At 66.9% G+C, this 25138-nt stretch carries 22 protein-coding genes; 10 read left to right on the top strand and 12 right to left on the bottom strand.

Annotation, left to right across the window (positions count from 1 at the left end):
* Positions 1-37: 37 nt before the first annotated feature.
* Positions 38-364 carry a DUF6221 family protein gene (locus AC5RT8_RS10830; protein ID WP_494095708.1) on the bottom strand — a complete coding sequence of 109 codons (327 nt, stop codon included), beginning with the start codon at positions 362-364 and terminating at the stop codon, positions 38-40.
* Between the two features lie 141 nt (positions 365-505).
* Here AC5RT8_RS10830 and AC5RT8_RS10825 point away from each other — a divergent pair, with 141 nt between their 5' ends.
* Complete coding sequence (locus tag AC5RT8_RS10825) at positions 506-709, top strand: hypothetical protein (protein ID WP_494095707.1); 204 nt, start codon at positions 506-508, stop codon at positions 707-709.
* A 24-nt stretch (positions 710-733) separates the two neighbouring features.
* On the opposite strand, the gene AC5RT8_RS10820 is transcribed toward AC5RT8_RS10825, so the two are convergent.
* The gene (locus tag AC5RT8_RS10820; protein ID WP_494095706.1) at positions 734-1498 is read right to left on the bottom strand and encodes an SDR family NAD(P)-dependent oxidoreductase; all 765 of its coding nucleotides are present in this window, start codon (positions 1496-1498) and stop codon (positions 734-736) included.
* Positions 1499-1638: 140 nt separating this feature from the next.
* On the opposite strand from AC5RT8_RS10820, the gene AC5RT8_RS10815 reads away from it, so the two are divergent.
* Positions 1639-3249: an AMP-binding protein gene (locus AC5RT8_RS10815; RefSeq protein WP_494095705.1), complete on the top strand. Its 1611-nt coding sequence runs from the start codon at positions 1639-1641 to the stop codon at positions 3247-3249.
* Here AC5RT8_RS10815 and AC5RT8_RS10810 read toward each other — a convergent pair.
* Positions 3246-6710, bottom strand: coding sequence for a proline dehydrogenase family protein (locus AC5RT8_RS10810; protein ID WP_494095704.1), 3465 nt, complete (start codon positions 6708-6710; stop codon positions 3246-3248). The two genes, AC5RT8_RS10815 and AC5RT8_RS10810, sit on opposite strands and share 4 nt — an antisense overlap.
* A gap of 140 nt (positions 6711-6850) precedes the next feature.
* Here AC5RT8_RS10810 and AC5RT8_RS10805 point away from each other — a divergent pair, with 140 nt between their 5' ends.
* The gene (locus AC5RT8_RS10805; protein ID WP_494095703.1) at positions 6851-7750 is read left to right on the top strand and encodes a LysR substrate-binding domain-containing protein; all 900 of its coding nucleotides are present in this window, start codon (positions 6851-6853) and stop codon (positions 7748-7750) included.
* Positions 7751-7779: 29 nt separating this feature from the next.
* Here the strand turns inward: AC5RT8_RS10805 and AC5RT8_RS10800 are convergent, their stop codons facing one another.
* From AC5RT8_RS10800 to AC5RT8_RS10780, 5 genes are all read right to left on the bottom strand, one after another.
* The gene (locus AC5RT8_RS10800; protein WP_494095702.1) at positions 7780-8565 is read right to left on the bottom strand and encodes a hypothetical protein; all 786 of its coding nucleotides are present in this window, start codon (positions 8563-8565) and stop codon (positions 7780-7782) included.
* A gap of 373 nt (positions 8566-8938) precedes the next feature.
* Positions 8939-9868 carry a YsnF/AvaK domain-containing protein gene (locus AC5RT8_RS10795; protein WP_494095701.1) on the bottom strand — a complete coding sequence of 310 codons (930 nt, stop codon included), beginning with the start codon at positions 9866-9868 and terminating at the stop codon, positions 8939-8941.
* 213 nt (positions 9869-10081) lie between these two features.
* On the bottom strand, positions 10082-11770 hold the full coding sequence (locus AC5RT8_RS10790) for a long-chain-fatty-acid--CoA ligase (RefSeq protein ID WP_494095858.1): 1689 nt from the start codon (positions 11768-11770) through the stop codon (positions 10082-10084).
* Between the two features lie 101 nt (positions 11771-11871).
* Entirely contained in the window at positions 11872-12837 is a 966-nt protein-coding gene (locus AC5RT8_RS10785) for an ATP-grasp domain-containing protein (protein ID WP_494095700.1), read from the bottom strand.
* A gap of 116 nt (positions 12838-12953) precedes the next feature.
* Complete coding sequence (locus tag AC5RT8_RS10780; protein WP_494095699.1) at positions 12954-13706, bottom strand: SDR family NAD(P)-dependent oxidoreductase; 753 nt, start codon at positions 13704-13706, stop codon at positions 12954-12956.
* 95 nt (positions 13707-13801) lie between these two features.
* On the opposite strand from AC5RT8_RS10780, the gene AC5RT8_RS10775 reads away from it, so the two are divergent.
* From AC5RT8_RS10775 to AC5RT8_RS10765, 3 genes are all read left to right on the top strand, one after another.
* Complete coding sequence (locus AC5RT8_RS10775) at positions 13802-14494, top strand: phosphoribosyltransferase (RefSeq protein WP_494095698.1); 693 nt, start codon at positions 13802-13804, stop codon at positions 14492-14494.
* Positions 14495-14619: 125 nt separating this feature from the next.
* Entirely contained in the window at positions 14620-15171 is a 552-nt protein-coding gene (locus AC5RT8_RS10770; protein ID WP_494095697.1) for an HdeD family acid-resistance protein, read from the top strand.
* Positions 15172-15410: 239 nt separating this feature from the next.
* Positions 15411-16697: an ammonium transporter gene (locus AC5RT8_RS10765; RefSeq protein ID WP_494095696.1), complete on the top strand. Its 1287-nt coding sequence runs from the start codon at positions 15411-15413 to the stop codon at positions 16695-16697.
* A 63-nt stretch (positions 16698-16760) separates the two neighbouring features.
* Here AC5RT8_RS10765 and AC5RT8_RS10760 read toward each other — a convergent pair whose 3' ends face one another.
* On the bottom strand, positions 16761-18554 hold the full coding sequence (locus AC5RT8_RS10760; protein ID WP_494095695.1) for a thiamine pyrophosphate-requiring protein: 1794 nt from the start codon (positions 18552-18554) through the stop codon (positions 16761-16763).
* A 140-nt stretch (positions 18555-18694) separates the two neighbouring features.
* On the opposite strand from AC5RT8_RS10760, the gene AC5RT8_RS10755 reads away from it, so the two are divergent.
* The 4 genes from AC5RT8_RS10755 (at position 18695) to AC5RT8_RS10740 (ending at position 22435) form a co-directional block, all read left to right on the top strand.
* Positions 18695-19237 carry a dihydrofolate reductase family protein gene (locus AC5RT8_RS10755; protein WP_494095694.1) on the top strand — a complete coding sequence of 181 codons (543 nt, stop codon included), beginning with the start codon at positions 18695-18697 and terminating at the stop codon, positions 19235-19237.
* Positions 19238-19428: 191 nt separating this feature from the next.
* Entirely contained in the window at positions 19429-20244 is an 816-nt protein-coding gene (locus AC5RT8_RS10750) for an alpha/beta fold hydrolase (protein WP_494095693.1), read from the top strand.
* Positions 20245-20251: 7 nt separating this feature from the next.
* Positions 20252-21850, top strand: a complete 1599-nt coding sequence (locus tag AC5RT8_RS10745) for an ATP-binding protein (RefSeq protein ID WP_494095692.1) — start codon at positions 20252-20254, stop codon at positions 21848-21850.
* 108 nt (positions 21851-21958) lie between these two features.
* Positions 21959-22435: a GtrA family protein gene (locus AC5RT8_RS10740; protein WP_494095691.1), complete on the top strand. Its 477-nt coding sequence runs from the start codon at positions 21959-21961 to the stop codon at positions 22433-22435.
* A gap of 15 nt (positions 22436-22450) precedes the next feature.
* Here the strand turns inward: AC5RT8_RS10740 and AC5RT8_RS10735 are convergent, their stop codons facing one another.
* The 3 genes from AC5RT8_RS10735 to AC5RT8_RS10725 form a co-directional block, all read right to left on the bottom strand.
* The gene (locus tag AC5RT8_RS10735; RefSeq protein ID WP_494095690.1) at positions 22451-23830 is read right to left on the bottom strand and encodes an NAD-dependent succinate-semialdehyde dehydrogenase; all 1380 of its coding nucleotides are present in this window, start codon (positions 23828-23830) and stop codon (positions 22451-22453) included.
* Between the two features lie 154 nt (positions 23831-23984).
* Positions 23985-24707, bottom strand: a complete 723-nt coding sequence (locus AC5RT8_RS10730) for a trimeric intracellular cation channel family protein (RefSeq protein ID WP_494095689.1) — start codon at positions 24705-24707, stop codon at positions 23985-23987.
* An 89-nt stretch (positions 24708-24796) separates the two neighbouring features.
* Complete coding sequence (locus AC5RT8_RS10725; RefSeq protein WP_494095688.1) at positions 24797-25087, bottom strand: Rv3202a family protein; 291 nt, start codon at positions 25085-25087, stop codon at positions 24797-24799.
* Between the last annotated feature and the right edge of the window lie 51 nt (positions 25088-25138).

Below are 25138 nucleotides of genomic sequence, written 5' to 3'. Positions count from 1 at the left end.
CGCGCATCTCCAGCCCCGGGGCCGCCTGCGGGTTCCGCTAAGGCCGTTCCTGTGTCAGCCGCCAGTTGTCCTGGAAATCCGGGTGGTCCTCGTGCACGGCGGCGAGGGCGGAGAGCGCCAGCCGCGTCCATTCCAGTTCCTCGCGGAACCGGGGATCGTCCTCCGGGTCCACCACCATGCGCGAAAGTGCCTGGCGGCGGGCGCCCCCGATGATCTCGATGAGCACGAGCTTCGTTTCGCATTCCTTCAGCAGCCGCTCCTCGTACCAGCGGTCAGAGAGGGAGACGTCGGAGGATGCGAGTAGTTTGCGGGCCTCGGAGATGTCCTCCTGGAAGCGCGTCACCAGGAAATCGACGATATCCATGGCGGAATCGTACCCGCCGAGGTGCCGGCCGGTCAGGAGTCCATGCGCGAACGGGAATATTTAGGGGCTAAGCGGTGGTTACTGTAAACATCAACTAAAAAGGAGATGCCTTTGCCGGTAGCAGACGCCCCTTGCCCACCCATGACGGCACGTGCCAAGCGCGTGCGCAGCATCCGATCCCTCCGCCGCGGAGACATCGTTGAAGCACGCAGCGGCGGCACCACCTATTTCCACGGCGAGGTCCAGGACACTGCTCCGGGCCTGTCCACCGTCTGGATCCGTGACGAATCCACCGGCCAGCGGACCGCGGCCAGCATGGATGACTTCAGCCTCTGGAAACTGTAGCCACTCCCCTGCCGCGGCACCTGTTCAGCGGTCGATCAAGGCACCGGCGCTGATGTTCAGCGTTGCCGCGGTCATGCTGGCGGCCCGGTCCGAAGCAGCAAAGGCCGCTGCATTGCCGACATCCTCCAGCGTGGCGGCGCGGCCCAGCATGGTGGAACGAACCATGGCGTCGGCGATTTCGCCGGCGCCTTCCATGTTTTCCGGCAGCGTTTCGGGGATGCCGCCGCTGCGCAGGGTGAGCACCCGGATCCCGTAGCCTCCCAGTTCGCTGGACAGCTGGCGGCGCATGGACTCCATCGCCTCAAAGGCAGTCTGCAGCCCGCCGAGGTAGAGGCCCGGCACCGGATCGCCCGACCCGCCGAACACCAGGATCACCCCGGACCGCTGGCGCATCATGTGCCGGGCGGCGGCCTGTGAGGTGAGGAAAAAGGTTTCCACGGCGGTGGCGACCGGCCGCAGATAATCGGCGACGGACATTTCGGCCATGGGTGTCCCCTGCACATCACCGTGCTGGATGACGTTCAGGGAAATGTCCAGGCTTCCGGCCGCTGCCACCACGTCGTCGGCGTGGGCGTTTACCGCCCGCTCGTTGGTGGCGTCCAGCAGCGCAGTCTCCGCCGTTCCCCCGGCGTGCCGGATCCGCTCCGCCACCGCTTCGAGCGGTTCCGGCGTCCGCCCGGCCAGGAAAACCCGCGCCCCTTCCCGGGCGAAGGCCTGCGCCACTGCCCCGCCGATGCCGCCGCCTCCGCCGTAAATCACGGCGTTCCTGCCTGCCAGCAGTTCCTCCATGGTCCCGCCTCCCGTCCGGTCCCCATCATCATGCGGCGCTCCCGAGGACACAATGTCTCCCCCGTGCGGGAGGACGCCTAGCATGGAGACTACGGCCGCGGAGTGACCTGCGGCACACCTGATGAACGGAGCCGCACAAGATGTTCAATGCCCTCACTGTCCAGGAACCCGTGGCACCCGCAGTACTGCTCTGCGACCGGCATCCCGCCGACGCGGTTGCCTTCACCGTCATTGAGCAGGATCTATCGTCGACGGATCTGACCTACGGGCAGCTGCAGGAGGGTTCCGAGCGGGCTGCGGCGGCGCTGGCCCGGCTGGGGGTGCGCAGCGGGGACCGGGTGGCAACCCTGATGGGCAAGAGCGGTGACCTCGTGACGGTGCTGCTGGGCCTGTGGCGGCTCGGAGCAGTCCATGTGCCGCTCTTCACCGCCTTCGCCACGCCTGCCATTTCGGTGCGGCTGGCCGCCAGCGGTGCCCGCGTGATGGTGGCCGACCCGACGCAGCTGGACAAGGTGGCACCCCTGGTTCCGGAGCTGGGCCTCACGGTCCTGTCCGCCGGACCGGCAACCGATCCGGCGGTTCAGGACTGGGCCGGACTGCTGGCTGCCGAGCAGCCGGGAATGCCGGCGGCGGTGCTGGACCCCGAGGACCTGCTCGTGGAAATCTTCACCTCCGGCACCACAGGTGCACCCAAGGGCGTTCCCGTGCCGGTCCGGGCGCTCGAGGCGTTCGATGCCTACTTCCGCTACGGGCTGGACGTGCAGGACGAGGACGTGTTCTGGAACGCGGCAGATCCGGGATGGGCCTACGGCCTGTACTACGGGATCCTCGCTCCGCTGGCCGCAGGCCGCCGCAACCTGCTGCTGCGCGGCAGCTTCAGCGCGAAGCTGTGCTGGCAGGTGCTGGAGCGGTTCGGCGTCACGAACTTCGCCGCCGCGCCCACCATCTTCCGCTCGCTCCGGGCCGAGGCGCCCGACGGCGTCGGCCCCCTGGCGCTGCAGCGCGCCTCGAGTGCGGGCGAGCCCCTCGACGCGGAAACCATCAACTGGGCCACCCGCTGCCTGGGGGTCCCCGTGCGGGACCACTACGGGCAGACGGAAATGGGCATGTGCATTGTCAACGGCTGGGAGGACTCGGTGTCCCGGGAGATCCGGCCCGGTTCCATGGGCCACGCCCTGCCCGGCTACCGCACCGAAGTGCTGTCCCTGGAAGAAGACATCGCTGCCGCGCCGGGTGAAAAGGGCCGGGTGGCCATCGATGTGCCGGCCAGCCCGCTGATGTGGTTCAGCGGGTACACGGACAATCCGGAGAAGACCGCCGAACGCTACAGCAGTGACGGCCGCTGGTATTACACCGGGGACACCGGCTCACGCGATGCCGACGGGTACACCTACTTCTCCTCCCGGGATGACGACGTCATCATCATGGCCGGCTACCGGATTGGCCCGTTCGAGGTGGAATCCGTGCTGGCCACGCACCCGGACGTGGCGGAGAGCGCCGTGATCGGCGTGCCCGATGAGCTGCGCGGGGAACGGCTCGAGGCGTACGTGGTGCTGCGGGCCGGCTCCGGTTCGCCCGAACTGGCGGCGGAACTGCAGCAGCTGGTGAAAACCCAGTACGCCGCCCACGCCTACCCGCGCGCCGTGTACTTTGTGGACGAGCTGCCCAAAACGCCGAGCGGGAAGCTGCAGCGCTTCGTGCTGCGTGCCTCCCGCTCGGCGTCGGATTCGGAACCTCCTGTGAACGCCTAGATCAGCGCGTCCGAGAGGAAGTTCGGCGTGCCGAAGCGGTGCGCGGTGATGCTGACGGCCTGCTCGTGCAGGAACGGCAGCAGTTCCAGGCGGCCGCTCTCGGTGACGGGCTGGGCGTAGACGGCGATGTCCGGGGTGCCCCCGGTCGCTTCGGCCAGGGCGGAGACGGAGCCGCCGATCAGGCGGACCCGTCCGGACGTCAGCGCCGCAGCGGAAGCCAGCCACGCAGCGTCGTCCTGGACCCGGAACTCCAGGCCGAGTTCGGTCAGCACGGCGCGCAGGCCGGCGGGGAGGTCGACGGCGCTGGACACGGTGACGGCCGATCCGGCGGTCAGTGCTGCGGCCAGGACCCGGACGAGCCGGGCTGCGGGCTGGCCTTCGGCGAGCCGGACGGTCACCGGAACGGGCACGTACCGGAAGACGTTCCGCTCGGCGGTGAGGGCCGAGACGTCCTTGGCGGTGCCGAACTCGCTGTTCCAGGCCCGCGCGTCGCTGTTCGCGGCGCGGCGGAGGAACGCGGCGTCGTCGGCGGTGAAGGCCGAGCCTGCGGATTCGGCCGCCGCGACGAGGCGGGCAGCCGGAGCCGCCGCAGGCAGCTCAACGGACGCGTCGGAGGTGCCGTTCACGGCTTCCCAGTTGCCCAGGCCGATCAGGTAGTTCGGGCCGCCGGCCTTGGTGCCCGCACCCACGGCGGACTTCTTCCAGCCGCCGAACGGCTGGCGGCGGACAATGGCGCCGGTGATACCGCGGTTCACGTACAGGTTGCCCGCGGCGATGCGGTTCAGCCAGACGTCCATTTCCGCAGGCTCGAGGGAGTGCAGGCCGGCGGTCAGACCGTAGTCGATGTCGTTGGCCATATCGATGGCCTCTTCCAGGGTTTCCGCGGTCATGACGCCGAGGATCGGGCCGAAGTACTCGGTGAGGTGGTACTCCGAGCCGCGGCGGACACCGGTGCGGATGCCCGGGCTCCACAGCCGGCCGCTGTCATCGAGCTGTTCGGGCTGCAGCAGCCAGGTTTCACCCTCGCCCAGCTCGGTGAGGCCGCGAAGGAGCTTGCCCTCGGCGGGCTCGATGACCGGGCCCATCTGCGTGGTGGGATCCTCCGGGTAGCCGACCTTCAATGACTGGACGGCATCCACCAGCTGGTTGCGGAACCGCGGCGACTTCGCCACGGAACCGACCAGGATCACCAGCGATGCGGCGGAGCACTTCTGCCCGGCGTGGCCGAAGGCCGAGGCGGCGACGTCGCGGGCCGCGAGGTCGAAGTCGGCGCTTGGAGTGACGATCACGGTGTTCTTGCCCGAGGTTTCGGCCAGCAGCGGCAGGTCGGGGCGGAAGGAGCGGAACAGCTCGGCGGTCTCGTAGCCGCCGGTAAGGATGACGCGGTCCACGGCCGGGTGGGAAATCAGCTGGCGGCCCAGCTCCTTTTCACCCAGCTGTACCATCTGCAGCACATCGCGCGGAACGCCGGCTTCCCAGAGCGCTTCGACCATGACGGCTCCGCAGCGGGCGGACTGGCGGGCCGGCTTGATGACGACGGCGGACCCGGCGGCCAGGGCGGCCAGGGTCGAGCCGGCCGGGATGGCTACCGGGAAGTTCCACGGCGGGGTGACCACGGTCAGGCGGGACGGTACGAAGCGGGCACCCTCCACGCTGTCGAGTTCACGGGCGAGCTCGGCGTAGTAGTGCGCGAAGTCGATGGCTTCGGAGACCTCGGGGTCCGACTGGTCCAGGGTCTTGCCGGTTTCGGCCGCCATGACCTCCATCAGGTCCGCGCGGCGGGCTTCGAGGACTTCACCGGCGCGGTGCAGGACCTCTGCACGTTCGGCACCGCTGAGCGCACCCCAGGCCTTGCCCTTGGTGACGGCGGTGGTGATCACGGCGTCGAGCTCCGCCTCGGTGCTGACGGCGGCGGCGGCCACGGCGGCCTTGCCTCGGTCGGAACCGGGAACGCGGGACAGGATGCCGCGGCCCCAGGCCTGGTTGGCGGGCAGCGACGGGTCGCTGTCCGGGGTGTTGTCGAAGCTGTCCGTGGCGGCGGCCGCCGCGGGAAGGTTGCGGTCCTGCACGCGGTGCGGGGCAGGGACGGCGGTGTCCAGGTTTTCCAGCGAGGCCAGGAAGCGCAGCTTCTCGCGTTCGAACAGGGCCTCGTTCTCGGCCAGTTCAAACACGGCGGACATGAAGTTCTCGGAACTGGCGCCCTCTTCGAGGCGGCGGATCAGGTAGGCGATGGCGACGTCGAACTCCGCCGGGTGCACCACCGGGGTGTAGAGCAGCAGGCTGCCGACGTCGCGGCGCACCACCTCGGCCTGGCCGGCGGCCATGCCCAGCAGCATTTCGAATTCGATGCCGTCCCGGACGCCGCGTTCCCCGGCCAGCAGCCAGGCGAAGGCGACGTCGAACAGGTTGTGCCCGGCCACGCCGATCCGCACATTGGAAATCCGGTCCGGGTGCAGGGCGTAGTTGATGACGCGCTTGTAGTTGGTGTCGCTGTCCGCCTTGGAGTGCCAGGTGGCCAGCGGCCAGCCATGGAGGGAGGCTTCGACCTGTTCCATGGGCAGGTTGGCGCCCTTGACCACGCGGACCTTGATGGCGGCACCGCCGTCGGCGCGGCGCTTGGCGGCGAAGTCCTGCAGGCGCATCATGGCCGAGAGGGCGTCCGGGAGGTAGGCCTGGAGCACGATGCCGGCTTCCAGGTCCTTGAATTCGGGGTTGGAGAGGATCCCGGTGAAGACCGCCATGGTCATCTCCAGGTCCTTGTACTCCTCCATGTCCAGGTTGATGAATTTCTTCACCGGGGACTGCGCGGCGCGGCGGAAGAGCGGGGTCAGGGATTCGATGACGTGCTGTACGGCCTCGTCGAACGCCCACGGGGAGTGCGGGGCCACGGTGGCGGAGACCTTGATGGAGACGTAGTCGACGTCGTCGCGGGCCAGCAGGGCGTGGGTGCCTTCCAACCGGCGGGCTGCCTCGTGCTGGCCGAGGACGGCCTCGCCGAGGAGGTTCATGTTCAAGCGGATGTTGTCCTTGCGGATGCCGGCGATGGCCTTGCCCAGCTTCGCGTCCGTGGCGTCGACAATCAGGTGCCCCACCATTTCGCGCAGCACCTTGCGCGCGGCGGGGATGACCACCTGCGGCATCACCGGGCCCAGGACGCCGCCGGCGCGGACGGCAGTGCGCATGTACCAGGGCAGGAATGCGGGCACGCGGGGGGCCAGGGCAGCCAGGTTGCGTGCGGCGACGCGGATATCTTCGGGGCGTACGACGCCGTCGACGAAGCCCACGGTGAAGCCGAGGCCCTCCGGGTCCTTCAGGACCCCGGCCAGCTGCGCGGCGGAGGCGTCCACGGGCACTGCCGCGGCTTCGGTCAGCCAGCGGCGGACGAGGGCGACGGACTGCTCTGCGAGTTCGGCGCCGGGGACGGCGTCGGCGATGACGCGGTCCTCAAAGGTGTCGGTCATGAGTTGGTGCTCTTTTCATCTAAGAGGTGGTTATCCCCCGGAGGTACTGACTCAGTATCCGCCTGTAGTTCAATTAGATAAAGCGATCTTTTCCGACTGGTACTGGTTGGTTTTCCTTATCGATTCGAAGGATGTTCCGCATGCTCGATATCCGCCGGCTGCGGCTGCTGCGCGAACTCAAGGTCCGCGGCACGCTGGCGTCCGTGGCCGTTGCCCTGAACTTCAGTCCGTCCTCGGTGTCGCAGCAGCTGGCACTGCTGGAGAGCGAGGTGGGGGTGGAGCTGCTGCGCAAGACCGGACGCCGGGTCACGCTCACCCCGCAGGCCGAAATCCTGGTGGACCATGCAGCCGGGATCCTGGACGCGATGGAGCGGGCGGAAGCGGATCTGGCCGAGTCGCTGACCACCGTGACGGGAACCGTCCGGCTGGCCGTCTTCCAGTCCGCGGCGCTGGCCCTGATGCCGGATGCCCTGACCATTCTGGGGCGGGATTATCCCGAGGTGCGGATCGAAATGACGCAGCGGGAACCGGAGACCGCACTGTACGAAACCTGGGCCCGGGATTTCGATCTGGTGATCGCCGAACAGTATCCCGGGCATGCCGCACCCCGGCATCCCGGGCTGGACCGGGTGCAGCTGACCACGGATGCCATCCATCTGGCGGTTCCGGTCGATTCACTGGGCGGCGAGGGCATCCGCTCCATAGCGGACACCGCAACGCTGGCCTGGGTGATGGAACCCCGCGGCGCGGCCTCGCGGCACTGGGCGGAGCAGGCATGCCGGCAGGCCGGGTTCGAGCCGGATGTCCGGTACGAAACGGCTGACCTGCAGGCGCAGATCCGGCTGATCGAGTCCGGCAACGCCGTCGGCCTGATGCCCGAACTGGTGTGGACCGGCCGGACACCCACGGTCCGGCTGCTGGATTTGCCGGGCAAGCCGCGGCGGACCATCTTTACCTCGGTGCGGGAAGCCGGGAGCCAGCGTCCGGCCATCCTCGCGTGCCGGGAAGTGCTGGAACGGACGGCCCGGCTGGTGGCGTAGCTGCATTGCCGGGCGCTGACCCGCCCGGCTTACTGCGGTTCCTCGGTTCCGGGCCGCACTCCGGACCAGGCAGCGGACCCGCCGGTGCCCGGAAAAATGGCGGCCTTCGTGGCCCGGTCCCCGGCCATGCCGTCCGGAACGTAGTAGGTCGACAGGTCAGGGACATCGGGGTTGTAAGGCGTGTACAGCCCCGGTGCCACTGCAACCAAGAGTCCGTCATTGAGCCGTCCCTCGAACCAGGCGGCAACACGGTAGTCCACGGATGCGGCGTTCACGACCAACGGGTAGCCCGGGTAGGACGTGCCGAGATCGAGGGCGGGCGTCTGGGCGCGGGATGTTTCTGCATTGGTGTCCGCATAGGGGGCACACCGGGTCAGGAGTTGGGCGACCGCATCCCTCCACGCATAGATATCGAAGGTTGAGGCGGCACCGGGGCCCACGGCCTGGGGTACGACGTGCTCCATCGCGGTGGACAGCTCCCGGAGCAGGGTGTCCACGCCGTCCGGTGCAACGTCGGCTATGCCGCCGATTTCCGCATGGAGCGCACTGGCACCCTCGACGCTGTCTTCGAAGCCATACGTTGCACCGTGGTCTTTCACGAAGTAGATCGCCTGGTAGAGCGGGCCGTCGCCGTCGGAGCCGAGGAGCTGCAGGCACGTCCCCTCCTCCGAGTCCAGTGCCACCGTTTCGGCGGTGGGGCCGGCGGCTGCCGGGGCGGAGGCGGGGGCGGACTCCGCTGCTTGCTCCGGAGCTTCTGAGCTGCAGCCGGTAATGAACAGCAGGGCCAGGGCCGGAATGGCTGCGGTTTTTCTCATGGTTCCCCCGGGACTTCGTGGACAGTTGCCCCAACCTAGCATCCCCTTCGGACCGGCTGGGTTTTGGGTGCCGCGGCGGAGCCGGGCTCCGGAGTCGGGACCGGAGGGGAAGTCCGCCGTCGGGTTTCGGTCGGGGCCGCCGTCGGACAGAGGGTCCCACACCCTGGTGCCGTTGTGGCAGATGGGCTTCCAGGAGGCACCAGCAGCGCCACCCCGCGGGATGCTGTGCTGAGCCGCCCGCGCAAAACCATCGCCTGATCAGTAGCCGCGCCCAGCGGAGCTACCAACGCATCCCCTACCGCGCACAACAAAAACGGCGGACCTCGGAAACCCGGGATCCGCCGTCGTGCGTTGAAGTCCTGGAGCTGGGGACCTACCGGCTGCCGCCCGAACCGGAACCGGAACCCGACCCCGAAGACCCCGACCCGCCGGAGGAGTCTCCGCGGGAGGAACGGCCGGAGGAGTCGTTGACGTCCGTGTCGATCTGTTCCTTGCGGACCTCTTCGGAGACGCTCTCGGTGTCGGTCACCGTCTCGGTGTCGAGGCGGACGCGTTCCACCGGCTCGGTGTGCTTGGACACCACAGCTTCCTCGGCATGGAGCGTCACCTCATGCTCGTCCTCGGTGAGTTCGGCACCCGACAGGGCATCCCCCGCATTGGCGTCGGTGATGGGCTCACGCTCGATCCGCACTTCCTCGTGGCTGACCGGAACCTGCTTGGTGACCGTTTCCGTCACGATGTACTTGCGCAGCCGGGCCTTGCCCACCGCACGGTTCTCCGTGCCCACATTGAGGCGTTCCTCCGAGCGGGTCATCGCGTCGTCGGAACCCGACCCGGAGCCCGAGCCGGAGGACATGCCGGACGTGCCGCTGCTAGTGGAGGTACCGGAGGTGGAGCTCTCCGATACCGTACCGCTGCTCATGCCGCCGCCCATGCTGCTATCGCGTGTTCCCGAGATGGTGTCGGACTCCGAAGAACCGTCGTCGTAGCTGAAGCCGTAGTACTGGTAGAGGGTGACCTCCTCTTCGGGGCTGATCGAACCGTCGCTTTCAATGTGCGGCGCGTTCCGGACCTCTTCCTTGGAATAGGGCACCATGACGTCGACGCCCTCAACACTTGCTTCACTGAGGGGAATGAACGTCTCCGACGTGCCGAAGAGGCCTGTGTTCACGGTGACCCATGCCGGTTCGTCGGTCTGGTCATCCAGGTAGAAGGTACCGACGGCGCCGATGCGGTCACCGTTCGGACCCACCACGTTGCCCGAACCGCTCATGAGTCCTTCGACCTGCTGATTCGTGATCATCTTGCTTCTCCTCGCGACAGCGAATCCGCCGAGTCGGTTGACCGACGGCACTTCACCACCGGCCCGAGCGGAGGCCCCAAGGTGATCCGAAATCCGCCTGCGGGTCCGGGCCGGCTGGTTGACTGGTGAGGGACCCGGCATATACCAAGCCCACTTACAATTCCAACCGCTGGCCCGTCAGACCGTCAATAGGTACTTAGCGGAAGAGAAGAACTACGCGTCCTGCAACAGGGTGTCCCGCACCTGACGGCGCAGCACCTTGCCCAGCATGGACTTGGGCAGCTCGTCGATGGCTACGATCTTCCGCGGCACCTTGTACGGGGTGAGCCGTTCACGGCAGTAGGCACGCAGCGCGGCCTCGTCGAGCTCGGCGCCTTCCTGCAGGACGACGGCGGCCACCACCTGTTCGCCGCCGTCGGCCCGGGGAAGGCCCACCACGGCGGCATCGAGGATGTACTGCTGGGTGCGCAGCACCTCCTCCACTTCCGACGGCGAAACGTTGAACCCGCCGGTGATGATCAGTTCCTTGCGCCGGTCCACCACCTTGACGAAGCCGTCCTCGTCCACGGTGACAATGTCCCCGGTACGCAGCCAGCCGCCGTCGAGCAGTATTTCTGCGGTGCCCTCAGGGTTGTTCCAGTAGCCGGCGAAGACCTGCGGTCCGCGGATCAGCAGTTCGCCGGCGGTGCCGGGTTCGACGTCGTTCTCGGGAGCTTCGGGGTCCACGACCCGCATTTCGGTGCTGGGGAAGGGGACGCCGATGGTGCCGTTGCGGCGCGATTCGGCGAACGGGTTGCCCAGGGCCACCGGGGAGGATTCCGTCAGGCCGTATCCTTCCACCAGCAGGCCGCCGGACACCTCTTCCCAGAGTTTCACGGTCGCGGCCGGCAGGGTCATGGCGCCGGAGATGGCATAGCGGATGGTGGTCAGGTCCACGCCGCGCTTCTTGGACTCCGTTGCGGTCTTTTCGTAGATCGGCGGGACCGCGCAGAAGACCGTCGGCGGGGACTTCTTCGCGGCGGCCATCACCAGGTCCACGTCGAACTTCGGGAACAGCACCAGCCGGGAGCCGGTAAGCACCGAGAAGGTCAGGTACAGGGTCAGCCCAAAGGCGTGGAACATCGGCAGTACGCCGTAAATGACTTCCTTGCCCTCCTGCGCACCGTGCATCCAGGCCTTGCCCTGCAGCGCGTTCGAGCGCAGGTTGTAGTGCGTGAGCATCACGCCCTTGGGCACGCCGGTGGTGCCGGAGGTGTACTGCAGCGCCGCGAGGTCGGTGACCTGCGGCCGGGGGTGCGCCGGGTCCAGCGGGGCGGAATCCAGCAGCTGCTCCCAGGACATGGTGTTTTCTGTCTTGACGGTCAGGCCCTCGCGGGTGCGCCGCAGGGAGGGGACCGGGAGTGCCAGGGCCATCCGCTTGAAGCGGGGCATGGCCTTGGTGATGTTCACGGCCACGATGGTTTCCACGGCCACGTCGCCGGGGAAGTCCTGGACCTTCTCCACAGCCTTGTCCCAGACAATGGCCACCTTCGCGCCGTGGTTCTCGAACTGGTGGCGCAGCTCGCGCTCCGTGTACAGCGGGTTGTGTCCGACGACGACGGCGCCCAGCCGCAGCACGGCGTAGAACGCGATGAGGTACTGCGGGCAGTTGGGCAGGATGACGGCAACGCGGTGTCCCTTGCGCACACCGAGTTTGCGCAGGCCTTCGGCTGCCCGGTTAATCCGGTCGCCGAGGTCCCGATACGTGGTTTCGGCGCCGAAGAATTCCAGGGCCACCTTGCTGCCGAACCGCTCCACTGCCTCTTCCATCATGGCCGTGAGGGATTCGGTGGGCAGCTCAATCTCCGCGGGAACGCCGGGCTGGTAGTTCTTGACCCAATGCGGTTCCAGGGCAGCGGACATGGAGGTCTCCTTCAGGTTGGGCAACACCACGACTATAGCGAGGCAGCAGTCCCGCGGATAAAAAAGTTGTGCCGCACCACGCTACCCCACTGCGGTTGCCCTCACCCCACGGCCGGCTGCAGGGACCCCAGATATCGGGCCAGGGCACGGGGAGCGGACCGCGGCGCCACCGCTTCAACGGTGGCGTTGTAGTTGGTGTTGGTGTTGACGTCGTAGGTGAGCAGGCGCCCGTCTGCGGCCTCGATGAACTCAATGCCGCAGACCTCCAGACGGTTCCTGCGGGCGAACTCCAGGTACTTGCCGATCACCGGCGAATCGAAGTCCTCGCGCAGGCTGAACAGCTGGGTGTCCGCATCCGGGGCGATGGTGGCCCCGGGCGGCATGATGGGCTTGCCCGTGGACGGGTCGATCGCGCAGGCATCGGCCGGGCACAGCTGGAATCCGCCGCGGGCGGTATCCGCCTTGATGGCGTAGACGAACTCCCCGCCCACGATTTCCGCCCGCGTGATGAAGGGTTCAGCAGCAACGATGTATTCCTGGATCAGGGTGATGCCGTCAGCAGGTTCCTCGAACTCCTCAGACGCCACATAGTCCGCCAGTTCCCCGTGGGATTCGAACTTCCGCACCCCGAGTCCCTTGCCGCCCTGGTTGTGCTTGGTGATGAACGGCGCCTCGAATTCCTTCGCCGCGGCCAGGATCTGCGAGCGCCCGACGGCGGCCACGGTGCGCGGGGTGTCGATGCCCGCGGCGCGCAGCGCGGTGAGCTGGTCCACCTTGCTCATCTCCAGTTCCAAGACCCGCCGGCCGTTGACCGTCCGCCGGCCGTGGGCTTCGAGCCAGGACAGCACCGCGCGGGCGTAGTCCTTGGACAGGCCGTGGTCCCGGGTATGCGAGGAGGCGCTGATCCGGGACCAGAAGATCCCCTCCGGCGGCACCGAGTCCAGGTCCAGGACGCCGTCGGTGAGCAGCCATTCCTCCACTTGCACGCCTTCGGCTTCGAAGGCCCGTGCAAAGGGCGGGAACCACTCGGGGTTCTCGTGCAGGGCGTAGACCGTGGGGGTGCTCATGGGGCTCGCTTTCGCCGTGTTCTCGTCGCCGGTCCGGACCGGGCCGTGGTGCAGGCAACCCTAGGCCCGGTTCCGGTGCACCGCCAGCTTGGATGACGCCGGACGACGCCGGGGCCCTACCTCCCGCGTCCGGCGATCCGGGCTACCAGTGCCTGCGGCGCCCGGTTGCCGACGGTGGCCAGGACCCGGTAGCGCTTGGACGGGATGGAGATGCCCTTGCCGGCGAAGGCATCCGCGAGGGCTTCGCGCACCACCCGGTCCGCGTTGAGCCACATCCACTTGGGGTAGACGCTCTTGTCCATTTCCATCCGGGCATGGAAATCCGTATGCACGAATCCCGGGCAGACGGCGGTCACCGTGATGCCCCGGCTCCGGTAATAAAGGTTGGCCCAGCGGCTGAAGTTGATCACCCAGGCCTTCGCGGCACTGTAGGTTCCCCGGGGGAGGAAGCCGGCCACCGACGCCACGTTGATGATCCGCCCGCCCCCGTTGGACGCCATGGCGTTCAGTGCGGCATGGCTCAGCTGCAGCGGCGCACCCACCAGCACGTTCAGGTGGTCCACCTCGGCCTGCAGTTCGTTGCGGGCAAAATCGTTCTTCAGTCCGTAACCGGCGTTGTTGACCAGGAGACCGACGTCGGGCTTCTGCACGCGGTCCGCGACGGTGTCCACGCCCTGCTGGGTGGCGAGATCAGCCACGATCCATTCAGTCTTCACTGAGTAGTCCCGAGCCAGTTCCGCCGCAGTGGATTCCAGCCGCTCGGTGTTCCTGCCCGTAAGCACCAGATCGTATCCGCGCTGCGCGAGCTGGCGGGCGAACTCCGCCCCGATCCCGGACGTGGCTCCTGTAACAACTGCTGTCTGCGTCATAAGGACACCTTTCTATGCCGCACCCGGTTTGGCAACGCGGGCCCGTTGCGGCGGCCCTTGCCGGTGTCCGCAGCGGTCCCTAGCGTGGGAGGACCATGACCTTCTCTCCGTCCGCTCCCGATGCCCGCTGGCAGGACCGCGCCGACGCCGGCCGGGCGCTCGCCGCGGAGCTGTTCCCCTATGCAGGTGCACCGGGTCTGCTGGTGCTGGGTCTTCCCCGCGGCGGGGTTCCGGTGGCCGCTGAGGTGGCCCGTGCACTGTCCGCGCCGCTGGACGTGGTGGTGGTGCGGAAAATCGGTTATCCGGAACAGCCCGAACTGGCTGCCGGCGCGGTGGCCGGCATCGCCGGAACCGTCTGCGTGGTGCGCAACGAGCCGGTGCTCCGGTACTGGCACAGCCGCACGCCGGATGCAGAGATCCTCTTCACGGCCGCCGTCGAGCAGCAGCTCGCCGAGGTCCGGAACCGGGAGGAGCTGTTCCGGCAGGGAACACCGGAACGGCGCATTGCCGGCGGCACAGTCATTGCCGTGGATGACGGGCTGGCCACCGGTTCGACCATGCGCGCGGCCCTCGGTGCCGTGCGGGAGCTGGCCCCGGCCCGCCTCGTCGCCGCTGCACCGGTGGCGTGCGGCAGCGCGGCGGGGCTCCTCGAACCGCCGGCCGACGACGTCGTGGTGCCCTGGCCGGACAGCGGCCTCGACGCCGTAGGACTGGCGTACCGCCGTTTCGGCCAGACCACCGATGAGGAAGTCCGCGATCTGCTGGGCCGATACGGAAGACCGCCCTAGAGAAGCCGGCCACCGGCGTCGGATACTGGGGATACCGGCCAGCCGGGCCGAGGGGGGAAATCTCTCTGGAGGTCGTGAGGATGTCCGCATCAGGCAGCTCTTTCCATCAAGAGGGCGGGTTCGCGTTGGACGCCCTAAACCTGGCCAAGTCCGTGGTCCGTGGAATCCGCCTCGGACTGGGCATCACCGGGCTGGTGTCCGTGGTGCTGGGGTTGCTTGTCCTTTTCTGGCCCGGAGCGACGCTCGAAGTACTCGCGGCTCTTTTCGGCCTGTACTTCGTCATTGCGGGCGCCGTCCGCATCCTGCTCGGCATCTTCACCGGACTGGGTGCGGGATTGAAAATCCTCAACATCCTGGTGGGCCTGGCGCTCCTGATCGTGGGCGTGATTGCGATGCGGAACCCCACCGAAACCCTGACCGCGCTGGGGCTGGTGATCGGGATTGCCTGGATTGTGGAGGGCGTGATGGCCCTGGCCGAGTCGGACCGCGGCGGGTCCCGCTGGTTCGCCATCGTCCTGGGCATCCTCAGCATCCTCGCCGGGGTAGTGGTGCTCTTCCTCCCCCTGGATTCCCTCGCGGTTCTGGTGATTTACGGCGGGATCTTCCTTGTGGTCCTGGGCGCTATCCAGATTATCCGTGCCTTTGCCTTCGGCCGCGGCATGCCCCGGACCGCTTAGCTCCCGGCGCTTTCCACCGCCCCGCACGTCCAGAGAGTTCCCAGCCGACGTCCAGAACGCGTTAACGCGCCGCTAACCTGCAAGTGCTCCCGGCCGTAACATGCCGGCCCCACGCTTAAACCAGCGCCGCCGGCACCGGGGCGCCGGTCAGCCCCGGGGAGCTGACCCGTCCTTATTTCTCCGCCCGGCTGCATCGGCAGAGGCAGGAACGGGCACACAACCCGAACGGGAGTACCTCCATGGACTCTGGAAACACGGCCTGGCTGCTGGCCAGTTCCGCATTGGTCTGCCTGATGATCCCGGGGATCGCTTTCTTCTACGGCGGCATGGTGGGCTCACGGCGGATCCTCAACATGATGATGATGTGCTTCGGCGGGGCCAGCCTCGTGGCGGTCCTGTGGGTGCTGTACGGCTATTCCACCGCATTCGGGAACTCCCTGGGCGGCGTGGGCCTGCTGGGCGACCCCCTGGAATACCTCGGCCTCTCCGCGCTCCTCACCGAAGATCCGGCGGCGTCCATTCCGGTGGCCCTGTTCGCCGTCTTCCAGCTGATGTTCGCCTGCGTCACCACCGCCCTCGTTGCCGGTTCAGCTGCCGGGCGAATGAAGTTCGGCGCCTGGATGGTCTTCGCCGGACTCTGGGCCACGCTGGTCTACTTTCCGGTGGCGCACTGGGTCTTCGCGTTCGACAACGAGGAGGGCACCGTCGTCGGCGGCTGGATCGCCAACCGGCTGGGAGCCATCGACTTCGCCGGCGGCACCGCCGTGCACCTGAACGCCGGGGTGGCCGCACTGGCGCTTGCGCTGGTCCTTGGCCGCAGCAAAGGCTGGCCCCACTCCCACGGCCAGCCGCACAGCCGCCCGCTGATCCTGCTCGGGGCAAGCCTGCTCTGGATCGGCTGGTACGGCTTCAACGCCGGGTCCGCCCTCAGCGCCGGCCACGCGGCCGCCGTCGTTTTCCTCAATACCGCAGTGGCCGCCGCGGCCGGCATGCTCGGCTGGATGCTGATGGAACGCCTGCGGCTGGGACGCTCCTCAAGCCTCGGGGCGGCGTCGGGCCTGATCGCCGCGCTGGTGGCCATTACCCCCGCCTGCGGAGCGGTAAGCCCCCTGGGCGCCGTCGCCATCGGCGCGATCGCCGGGCTCGTCTGCTCCCTGGCCATTGAACTGAAGTTCCGCCTCGGCTTCGACGATTCCCTGGACGTGGTGGGAGTCCACGCTGTCGGCGGCCTCCTGGGCACCCTGCTGATCGGCGTGTTCGCCACGGGTGCCGCGCCCAACGGCGTCAGCGGCCTCTTCTACGGCGGCGGTTTCTCCCTGCTCGGCAGCCAGGCCCTCGCCTGCGGAGCCGTGCTGGTCTACTCCTTCGCGGTGACCTGGGTTATTGCCAAGGTGCTGCAGCTGGCCATGGGTCTGCGCATCCCGGAGGAGAGCGAGCTGAAGGGCATCGACCTCATGGCCCATTCGGAATCTGCGTACCTGAATGATGAGGAACCCGTGGAGCTCGGCGCACCGACCCGCAGCTAGGACGGGCACCGAAAGGAGGAACGGGCGCACCCGCCGGGTGCGCCCGTTCCGGCATGCCGGGGCCTAGAGATCCCGGTACAGGCCCTCTTCCTGCTCCAGGTAGGTATCCAGCAGCCGGCGGGAATGCTCACCCGAGACGCCCTCCTGTTCCAGGCCGTCCTTCATGGTTTTGGCCTGGGCTGCGCCGCTGGGGAAGGGCGGAAGCAGCGGCACCGCTGGATCCGTCACTACCTCAATCAGGAAGGGGCGGCTGGCGGCGAGCGCCACGTCCCAGGCTTCACCCAGCAGCTCCGGGTCCTCCACGCGGATGCTTTCCAGGCCCAGCAGCTTGGCGTACTCGGCGTAGGGAAAGTCCGGCAGCGACTGGCTGTCCTCGAACCGCGGGTCGCCCTCCATCTCGCGCTGTTCCCAGGTGACCTCGGCCAGCTCGCGGTTGTTCAGCACACAGAGCACGAACCTCGGGTCCTCCCACTTCTGCCAGAGCCGGCTCAGGGTGATCAATTCGGTCACCCCGGCCATCTGCATTGCGCCGTCTCCGGAGAGCGCCACGACCGGACGGTCCGGATACGCGAGTTTCGCCGCCAGGCCGTACGGCACGGCACAGCCCATGCTGGCCAGCGTGCTGGACAGGTGTGCGGGCACCCCTTCCGGAAGGTGCAGGTGCCGGGCGTACCAGTAGACGGAGCTGCCGACGTCGACCGCCACCTGCGCGTTGCCGGGCAGGCGCCGGTTCAGCTCATAGACCACGCGTTCGGGGTTTACCGGGTCGGCAGGAGTCATGGCCCGCACCCGGGCCAGCTCGTGCCAGCGGCGGACGCTTTCCTCCACCTGCCGCCGCCAGGGCGCATCCGGTTTGGCTTCCAGTAAAGGAATCAGGGCATCGAGGCTGGCCGCCGCGTCGCCCGTGATGCCTACTTCCACCGGGTAGCGGTTGCCGATCGCCGAAGCGTCCCGGTCAATCTGCACCCCGCGGGCGGTCCCCGGCTTCGGGTAGAACTCGGTCCACGGATCGCTGGATCCAATGATCAGCAGGGTGTCGCAGTTGTCCATCACGTAACCGGCGGAACTGGTGCCAAGATGCCCCATGGTTCCGGCCGCCAGCGGTGCGGTTTCATCCACGTACGGTTTACCGAGCAGGCTGGTGGTGATGCCCGCACCGATCTTCTCGGCCAGCGCATGCACCTGGGAGCGGGCATGTCGAGCACCCTGCCCGACGAGCAGCGCCACCCGCTGGCCGGAATTGATCAGGTCCGCGGCGGCCCGGATGTCCGATTCGGCGGGCTGGGTCCGCGCGGGGCTGAACACCGGGGCGGTGTTGAGGATGCCGTGCTCCTGTTCCAACTCAGGTGCCGGTGCCTGCTGCACGTCATGCGGGATGATGACGACGGCGGGGCTGCCGGTTGCGAGTGCCTTCTTGAAGGCGCGGTCCAGCACCAGCGGAACCTGCTCGGGGGAATTGACCTGCTGCCGGAACGCGGAGGCCACATCCCGAGTCAGGTTCATCAGATCCACTTCCTGCATGTACGAAGACCCCAGCACGCTGCGGGACTGCTGTCCGACAATGGCCACCACGGGCGCTCCGTCCAACCGGGCGTCATAGAGTCCGTTCAGCAGGTGGATGGCGCCGGGGCCCTGGGTGGACATCACCACGCCCACCCCGCCGGTGTATTTGGCATGCCCCACGGCCATGAACGCCGCGTTTTCCTCGTGCCGGACCTGGATGAATTCCGGGTCGCCGCTGCGGCGCATCGCGCCCAGGACGGTGTTGATGCCGTCTCCGCTGTACCCGAAGACCCGGTCCACGTCCCAGGCCTGCAGGCGTTCCACAATCACATCCGCTACGAGCCGCTCAGTCATGTTTTTCCTTCCGCGCTGTCCCGCCCGGCCGGTGCTGTATTCCGGCCGCACCGACAAATGATCAGGCTGCTTATGGTCTATGCCTATCAACCTATCCCAGAAGCCTTCGGAGGATACCGGTGGGCCGCTATCCTCATGGCATGCCCAAGGTCATTTATTACGTTGCGTCCTCCCTGGACGGTTTTATCGCCACCAAAGACAACAGCCTGGACTGGCTGCTCCAGTTCGGTTTCGAGGCGTTTTCAGAGCACTACAACCGGTTTATTGCCGACGTCGGTGCCATTGTCATGGGGGCGGAAACCTACCGCTGGCTCATGGCGGAACAGCCCGAAAGCTGGGAGTACACCCAGCCCTGCTGGGTGCTCAGCCACCGGGAGGAGCAGGCTCCTTCAGCTGGGGACGTCCGGTTTGCCTCCGGTGATGTGCGGGAGGTCCTGGGCCACGCGCGCGAGGCCGCGGGAGAGCGGAATATCTGGATGGTGGGCGGCGGCAACGTGGCGGCGCAGTTCGCCGAGGCCGGCCTGCTGGATGAATTATGGGTCACCTATATGCCGGTGGCACTAGGGAGCGGGCGGCCGCTGCTGCCGGTGTCCGGCCCCACCCCGCCCATGCATCTGGATGCCGTTACCCGGTTCGACGGCGGGGCTGCCGAGTTCCGCTATGTCCTGCCGAAGGCACCGTAGAAGCCGTTTTCCCGGGAAAACCCGGCCGGGCAGATACCGGCCATATTTCCCCCGTTCCGCACGGTCCCGACACAGCAATTCCATTCCTGGCCAAGCTGGCCGTTAAACGGTATTGGACCTGTAACATTTGCTGAGACTCCGCTCACGGCATTGCGGGCACGGCATAACAGGAAAAGCAGGCATACAGGTAAATGAAGACAGATATCCGGACCCGAAACAATGTCCAGGTCCTTGGACGAGCGGACGGACCGGTCCTGCTTTTCGCCCATGGTTTTGGCTGCGATCAAGGCATGTGGTCGCGGGTTGTGCCCCGTTTCACCGACGACTACAAAGTGGTCCTTTTTGACCATGTAGGCGCCGGCGGTTCCGATCTGACCGCCTACACGCCGGCCAAATACGCCACTCTGGACGGCTACGTAGCCGATGTCCTGGAGCTGTGCGAGGACCTGGACCTGCAGGATGTCACCTTTGTCGGCCACAGCGTCAGCGCCATGATGGCCATCGCGGCCGGGGCTACCGCATCCGAGCGGCTTGCCCGCCTGGTCCTGGTCGCTCCCTCGCCGAGCTACATGGATTACCCCGAGGACGGGTACGAAGGCGGCTTCAGCCGGGCTGACCTGGATGGCCTCCTTGAATCCCTGGACACCAATTACCTGGTCTGGGCGGCCACCATGGCGCCGGTGATCATGGGCAACCCGGCCGCCCCGGCTTTGGGCGCCGAACTTGAGGGCAGTTTCTGCCGGGTCAACCCGAGCATTGCCCGCCAGTTCGCCCGCGTGGCGTTCCTGACCGATGTGCGGAGCCTGCTGGGCAAGGTCACCGTTCCCTCGCTCATCATGCAGGCCTCCGCAGATCTGCTGGCCCCGGACCACGTGGGGCGCTACCTGCAGGAACACCTTCCGCAGAGCACGCTGGTACAGATGAAGGCCACCGGTCACCTCCCCCACGTCAGTGCACCGGAGGAGACCGCGGACATCATCCTCGGCTACCTGCAGCAGTCTAAGTAGTCGGATCGTGGACCTGGATTTCCGGCTTGACTACCGTGCGTTGTCCCAGAACGCCCCGGCGGGGTATTTCATTACCCTGACGGACGGTACGGTGGTCGACGCCAACGGTACGGGGCAACAATGGCTCGGCAAGTCCCTGGAAGAGCTCCGCGGCACGAGTTTCCTTCAACTGCTGCCCGTGGGCGACCGGATTGTCTACACCACCCACGCAATGCCGCAGCTGCAGCTGAACGCAGCGTTCGCCGAGCTCGCCGTCGACCTCCTGGGGCCGGACGGCCAGCGGATCCCGGTCCTGCTGTCTGCGACCCGCTCCCCCGCCGCGGATGGACGGCCGCCCCTCGACCAGGTGGTGGCGTTCTACGCGCACGAGCGCAGGCTGTATGAACGGGACCTCATTTCGGCCCTCCGCACGGCCGAGGACGCAGAGGCCGCCCGCTCGGAGGCTGAAGCCAGCCTGACCGCCCAGGCGGCTGTGCTGAAGGAGAAGGATGTGGTGCTGCAGGCTTCGCTGACGGAAAGCCTGCGCAAGGAGTCGATGCTTGAGACCATCCTGAACACCATCCGGGTGGGCGTGGTGGTTATTGACGAAGACGGGCGCCGCATCCTCACCAATTCGCGCCAGCACCTGTACGAACGCCTGGCCGGCCCGTCCTTCGCCAGCCGCCCCTCCGAGGGCGAGCTGTCCATCTTCGGTCCCGACCGCATCACTCCTGTCCCCATTGACCAACGCCCGGTGCGGCGTGCAGCCCTGGGGCAGTCCTTTTCGGACCAGCTTGTCTGGTACGGAATCGGCGAGGAGCAGAAGGCCTTGAGCGTTTCGGCCCGGTCCGTGAAGGGCGACGGCGATGCTTTCCGCGGCTCAGTGATTGCCTACAGCGATGTCACCGGCCTGGTAAACGCCGTGGCGGCGAAGGATGATTTCGTGGCCAATGTGTCCCACGAGCTGCGTACCCCGCTGACATCCATCATGGGTTATCTGGAACTGGCACTGGATGAAGAAGACGCCATTCCCGCGTACGTGGCGTCCTCGCTGAAGGTCGCCCAGCGCAATTCGGAAAAGCTCCTGCATCTGGTCTCGGATCTGCTGTCCGCCGCAGCCGGGTCCGCCCATGTGGAGCAGGAACTCACCGACCTCAGCGAACTGATCCGCTCCGGCATCACCTCCGCCGCCCCGCGGGCCGAAATCAACTCCGTTGTCATTGTTGCGGAGGTTCCCGACACGCTGCCTGCCATGGTCGACTCCAAGCGGATCGCCCAGGTGCTGGACAACCTCCTCTCCAACGCGGTGAAGTACTCGCCCGACGGCGGGCGGGTAACTGTCAGTGCATGGCGCACACATACAGGGGACACCGTCCTCCGTGTAGCGGATTCCGGCATCGGCATGACCGAGGCCGAACAGTCGGAGGTCTTTACCAAGTTCTTCCGTTCGGGCACGGCACGACGGGCACAGATTCCCGGCGTCGGGCTGGGGCTGGTCATCACGAAGCGCATTGTGGAGGAACACGGCGGCACTATCGCCATGGAGAGCGAAGCCGGCAAGGGCACTGTCTTTACGGTCACACTCCCTGAACCGGCTTGCATGCGCGCGGATTTTGAGGGCAAATGAACTCTATGCCATCATCCGAAAGGTAGCAGTCCCTTCCCGCGTGCACGCGCACCCGGCCTGGGCAGGACGCTGCAGGTCGCGGCAACGGTGTGAACGGATTTTTCGGTAATGGCAGAAACCAGCAAGGTGCGCAGAATCATCGGCCGGCTGGGCTCGTTTTCGGCAGTTGGCGCTGTCGCCTTCGTGGTGGACGTGGGCCTGTTCAATCTTCTTTCTGCGACCCTGGTACCCGATCAGCCGATCGTGGCCAAAACCATCTCCGTGCTGGCCGCCACCACTGTTTCCTGGCTGGGCAGCCGCTATGTGACGTTCCGAAAGCTGCGCACCCGGAGCATCCGCAGCGAAACGCTGCTTTTTGCCCTGACCAATCTGGTGGGCCTCCTGATTTCCACCGGCTGCCTGTATATCTCGCATTACGTGCTGGGGTTCCGCAGCACGTTTGCGGACAACATATCCGGAAACGTGGTGGGCATCGCCCTGGGCAATATCTTCCGATATTTCGCGTACCGGTACGTGGTCTTCAACGGACCGAGCGACCGCGCGGAGCATCCGGCAGAAGAACCGGAAGACAGCCGCGCGGCCTAGCCGCTCCCTAAGGGGTTACCGCTTCAGCGGCGTACGGATCAGCTTCTTGTTGACGAACTCGTCCATGCCGAAGCGTCCCAGTTCGCGTCCGACACCCGAGCGCTTGACGCCGCCGAACGGCAGGTCTTCCTGCGTGCCGGAGGTGCCGTTGATCCAGACCATGCCGCTTTCCAGCCGGTCCGCTACTTCCAGGGCGCGGTCTTCATCCGCGCTGAACACCGCGCCGCCCAAGCCGAACGGAGAGTTGTTGGCCAGTTCGATGGCCTCTTCCGCGGTGGAGACCTTATAGATGACGGCTGCGGGGCCGAACAGTTCTTCCGAAAAAGCCCGCATTTCAGGAGTGACATCGGTCAGGACCGTGGGCTGCACGTACGCACCCGGACCGTCGATCAGGCTGCCGCCCGTATGCAGGGTGGCACCCTTGTCCACGGCGTCGCGGATCTGCTCCACCAGTCCGTCGGCTGCCGCCTGCGTGGAGAGCGGACCGAACCGGGTTTCCGGCTGCAGCGGATCGCCGGGTTCAATGGCAGCCATCCGTGCGGTGAATTTCTCCACGAAATCGTCATAGAGATCCTCCATCACGATGAACCGTTTGGCGGCGTTGCAGGCCTGGCCGGCGTTGCCCATCCGGCCCAGGACGGCTGACTTGACCGTGGCATCGAGGTCCTCGGTGTCCAGGACGATGAAGGGATCGCTGCCGCCGAGTTCAAGCACGTACTTCTTCAGGTTCCGGCCGGCAACCTCGGCGACGGCGGATCCTGCCCGCTCGCTGCCGGTCAGGGAAACACCCTGGATCCGCGGATCAGCGATGATGTCCGCGGCCTGCCCGTTCGTGGCGAACAGGTTGATGTAGGCGCCTTCGGGCACACCGGCGTCGGCGAAGATCTGCTCCATGGCCAGGGCCGACTGCGGGCAGTTGTTGGCGTGCTTCAGCAGAACGGTGTTGCCGAGCATCAGGTTCGGACCAGCGAAGCGGGCAACCTGGTAGTACGGGTAGTTCCACGGCATGATGCCCAGCAGCGCACCCACGGGTTCGGTACGGACCACGGCATTGCCGCCACCCTTGACGTCAAGCTGCTCGTCCGCCATGAAACCCGGGCCGCGGGTGGCGTAATACTCGTAAATGTTGGCGGAGAGGGCAACCTCGTTCTTCGCCTCACGCAGCGGCTTGCCCATTTCCAGGGCAATCAGCCTGGCGAGTTCGTCTGCGCGCTCCCGGTACAGTTCCGCCACGCGGGTGATAACTTTGGCCCGGTTTTCCACGGGCTCGTTCCGCCAGCCGGCAAAGGCGGTGTGTGCTGCCGTGACGGCCTGGCTGATTTCAGTGTCGGTGGCTTCCGCGAATTCCGAAAGGGTTTCTCCGGTTGCTGGATTTACGCTCTTGTAAGCACTCATATCGGCCACGCTACTCCGGGAAAAGGAGTCTGCAAAAGCCGTAATTTCAGGGACTAAATCCGTACCGGTTGTTGTTGGAAGGGCTTTTAATCAGCATTGACACGGGGTGAAATCCCGCCGGACCCATGCCTGCGGGCCTGTTGTCCCGGGCAGGTCAGCGGCGGGGCCGGGCTTTCCAGAACCTAGGCCGCGGCCAGCCCTGGCCAGCGCTCTTCCGGTCTTCCGTGCGGGGGCGCCGGCTCAGCCGGACACTGAACTCGCCCGGTCCGGGCAGCCGCCAACCGCGCCGCCGGGCCACCGTGCAGAGCACGGCACAGGTGCCGATGGCCACGCCCATCCCCACGTTCTGCTGGCCCAGCTGATAAAAGGCCACCATTTCGACGGCGGCCACCAGCGCTCCGGTGGCGTACAGGGTATTGCCGCCGAAGATGGCCGGGACCCGGCCCACCACAATGTCACGGATCATCCCGCCGCCCACGGCTGTGACGACGCCGATCAGGATGGCCGGCAGCCATTCCAGGCCCAGTGCCAGTGCCTTGGCCGTGCCGGTGGCCGCCCAGCACCCCAGCGCGAAGGCGTCAACCACGATGAGGAACCGGTTGGCCCATTTGCCTTTCAGCTCAATGGCATAGGCAATGAAGGCTCCTGCGATGGCCGTGAAGAGATAAGCAGGGTTGGTCAACGCCACAGGAGCACCCGCCTGCAGGAGGGTATCGCGCAGCACGCCGCCGCCCAGTGCCGAGGTAAGCGCCAGGACCAGGAATCCCACGGGGTCCATCCGCAGCTGCCGCGCCACGGCACCGCCAAGGACACCGTTGGCCAGCACACCGGCGAGGTCGACGGCGTCGAACACTGCTCCCGGGTCGAAAAAGTCCACGCCGCTCCTGCTGTTTCCGTTGCCCGTTCTCCGCCGTCCATTCTACGGGGCTGCGGGCTCCGGAAGCGGACCGGCAAGCAAACCCGGGGTCAGGCGTCGTCCCCCTGGGGATACTCGTCGTCATTTCCGGGAACGTCTGTTTTCTGCTCCAGGATGTCAGCCTCGGACCCCTCGGGATGAACGGCACCCTCAGGTCCGGCATCCCCGGCGCCCGGTACGGCGGGCATCTCCTGCTCCACACCGTCGGCCTCGGAGCCGTCGCGGTGGATCTCCCCCTCCGGTCCGGCATCACCGGCACCGGGAACGGCGGGTTGTGACTGCTCGGCCCGGTCTGCCTCGGAGCCGCCGGGAATCACCGGCGAATCAGCGTCCTTGCGCATATGCATACCTCCAATGCGGGTTGGGGTGACCGCCGCGGGCGGCTTTGGTCC

Source organism: Arthrobacter sp. Ms25, from assembly GCF_059090365.1.
Note: the sequence above shows the minus strand (reverse complement) of the source record. Positions and strands in the feature narration are given on the sequence as shown.

Coding starts and splice junctions, on each gene's coding strand:
- AC5RT8_RS10785 (WP_494095700.1), bottom strand. CDS start 12,837: ATGAGCACCCCCACGGTCTACGCCCTGCACGAGAACCCCGAGTGGTTC.
- AC5RT8_RS10815 (WP_494095705.1), top strand. CDS start 1,639: ATGTTCAATGCCCTCACTGTCCAGGAACCCGTGGCACCCGCAGTACTG.
- AC5RT8_RS10765 (WP_494095696.1), top strand. CDS start 15,411: ATGGACTCTGGAAACACGGCCTGGCTGCTGGCCAGTTCCGCATTGGTC.
- AC5RT8_RS10825 (WP_494095707.1), top strand. CDS start 506: ATGACGGCACGTGCCAAGCGCGTGCGCAGCATCCGATCCCTCCGCCGC.
- AC5RT8_RS10755 (WP_494095694.1), top strand. CDS start 18,695: ATGCCCAAGGTCATTTATTACGTTGCGTCCTCCCTGGACGGTTTTATC.
- AC5RT8_RS10775 (WP_494095698.1), top strand. CDS start 13,802: ATGACCTTCTCTCCGTCCGCTCCCGATGCCCGCTGGCAGGACCGCGCC.
- AC5RT8_RS10805 (WP_494095703.1), top strand. CDS start 6,851: ATGCTCGATATCCGCCGGCTGCGGCTGCTGCGCGAACTCAAGGTCCGC.
- AC5RT8_RS10790 (WP_494095858.1), bottom strand. CDS start 11,770: ATGTCCGCTGCCCTGGAACCGCATTGGGTCAAGAACTACCAGCCCGGC.
- AC5RT8_RS10760 (WP_494095695.1), bottom strand. CDS start 18,554: ATGACTGAGCGGCTCGTAGCGGATGTGATTGTGGAACGCCTGCAGGCC.
- AC5RT8_RS10735 (WP_494095690.1), bottom strand. CDS start 23,830: ATGAGTGCTTACAAGAGCGTAAATCCAGCAACCGGAGAAACCCTTTCG.
- AC5RT8_RS10725 (WP_494095688.1), bottom strand. CDS start 25,087: ATGCGCAAGGACGCTGATTCGCCGGTGATTCCCGGCGGCTCCGAGGCA.
- AC5RT8_RS10830 (WP_494095708.1), bottom strand. CDS start 364: ATGGATATCGTCGATTTCCTGGTGACGCGCTTCCAGGAGGACATCTCC.
- AC5RT8_RS10820 (WP_494095706.1), bottom strand. CDS start 1,498: ATGGAGGAACTGCTGGCAGGCAGGAACGCCGTGATTTACGGCGGAGGC.
- AC5RT8_RS10800 (WP_494095702.1), bottom strand. CDS start 8,565: ATGAGAAAAACCGCAGCCATTCCGGCCCTGGCCCTGCTGTTCATTACC.
- AC5RT8_RS10795 (WP_494095701.1), bottom strand. CDS start 9,868: ATGATCACGAATCAGCAGGTCGAAGGACTCATGAGCGGTTCGGGCAAC.
- AC5RT8_RS10740 (WP_494095691.1), top strand. CDS start 21,959: ATGGCAGAAACCAGCAAGGTGCGCAGAATCATCGGCCGGCTGGGCTCG.
- AC5RT8_RS10810 (WP_494095704.1), bottom strand. CDS start 6,710: ATGACCGACACCTTTGAGGACCGCGTCATCGCCGACGCCGTCCCCGGC.
- AC5RT8_RS10780 (WP_494095699.1), bottom strand. CDS start 13,706: ATGACGCAGACAGCAGTTGTTACAGGAGCCACGTCCGGGATCGGGGCG.
- AC5RT8_RS10750 (WP_494095693.1), top strand. CDS start 19,429: ATGAAGACAGATATCCGGACCCGAAACAATGTCCAGGTCCTTGGACGA.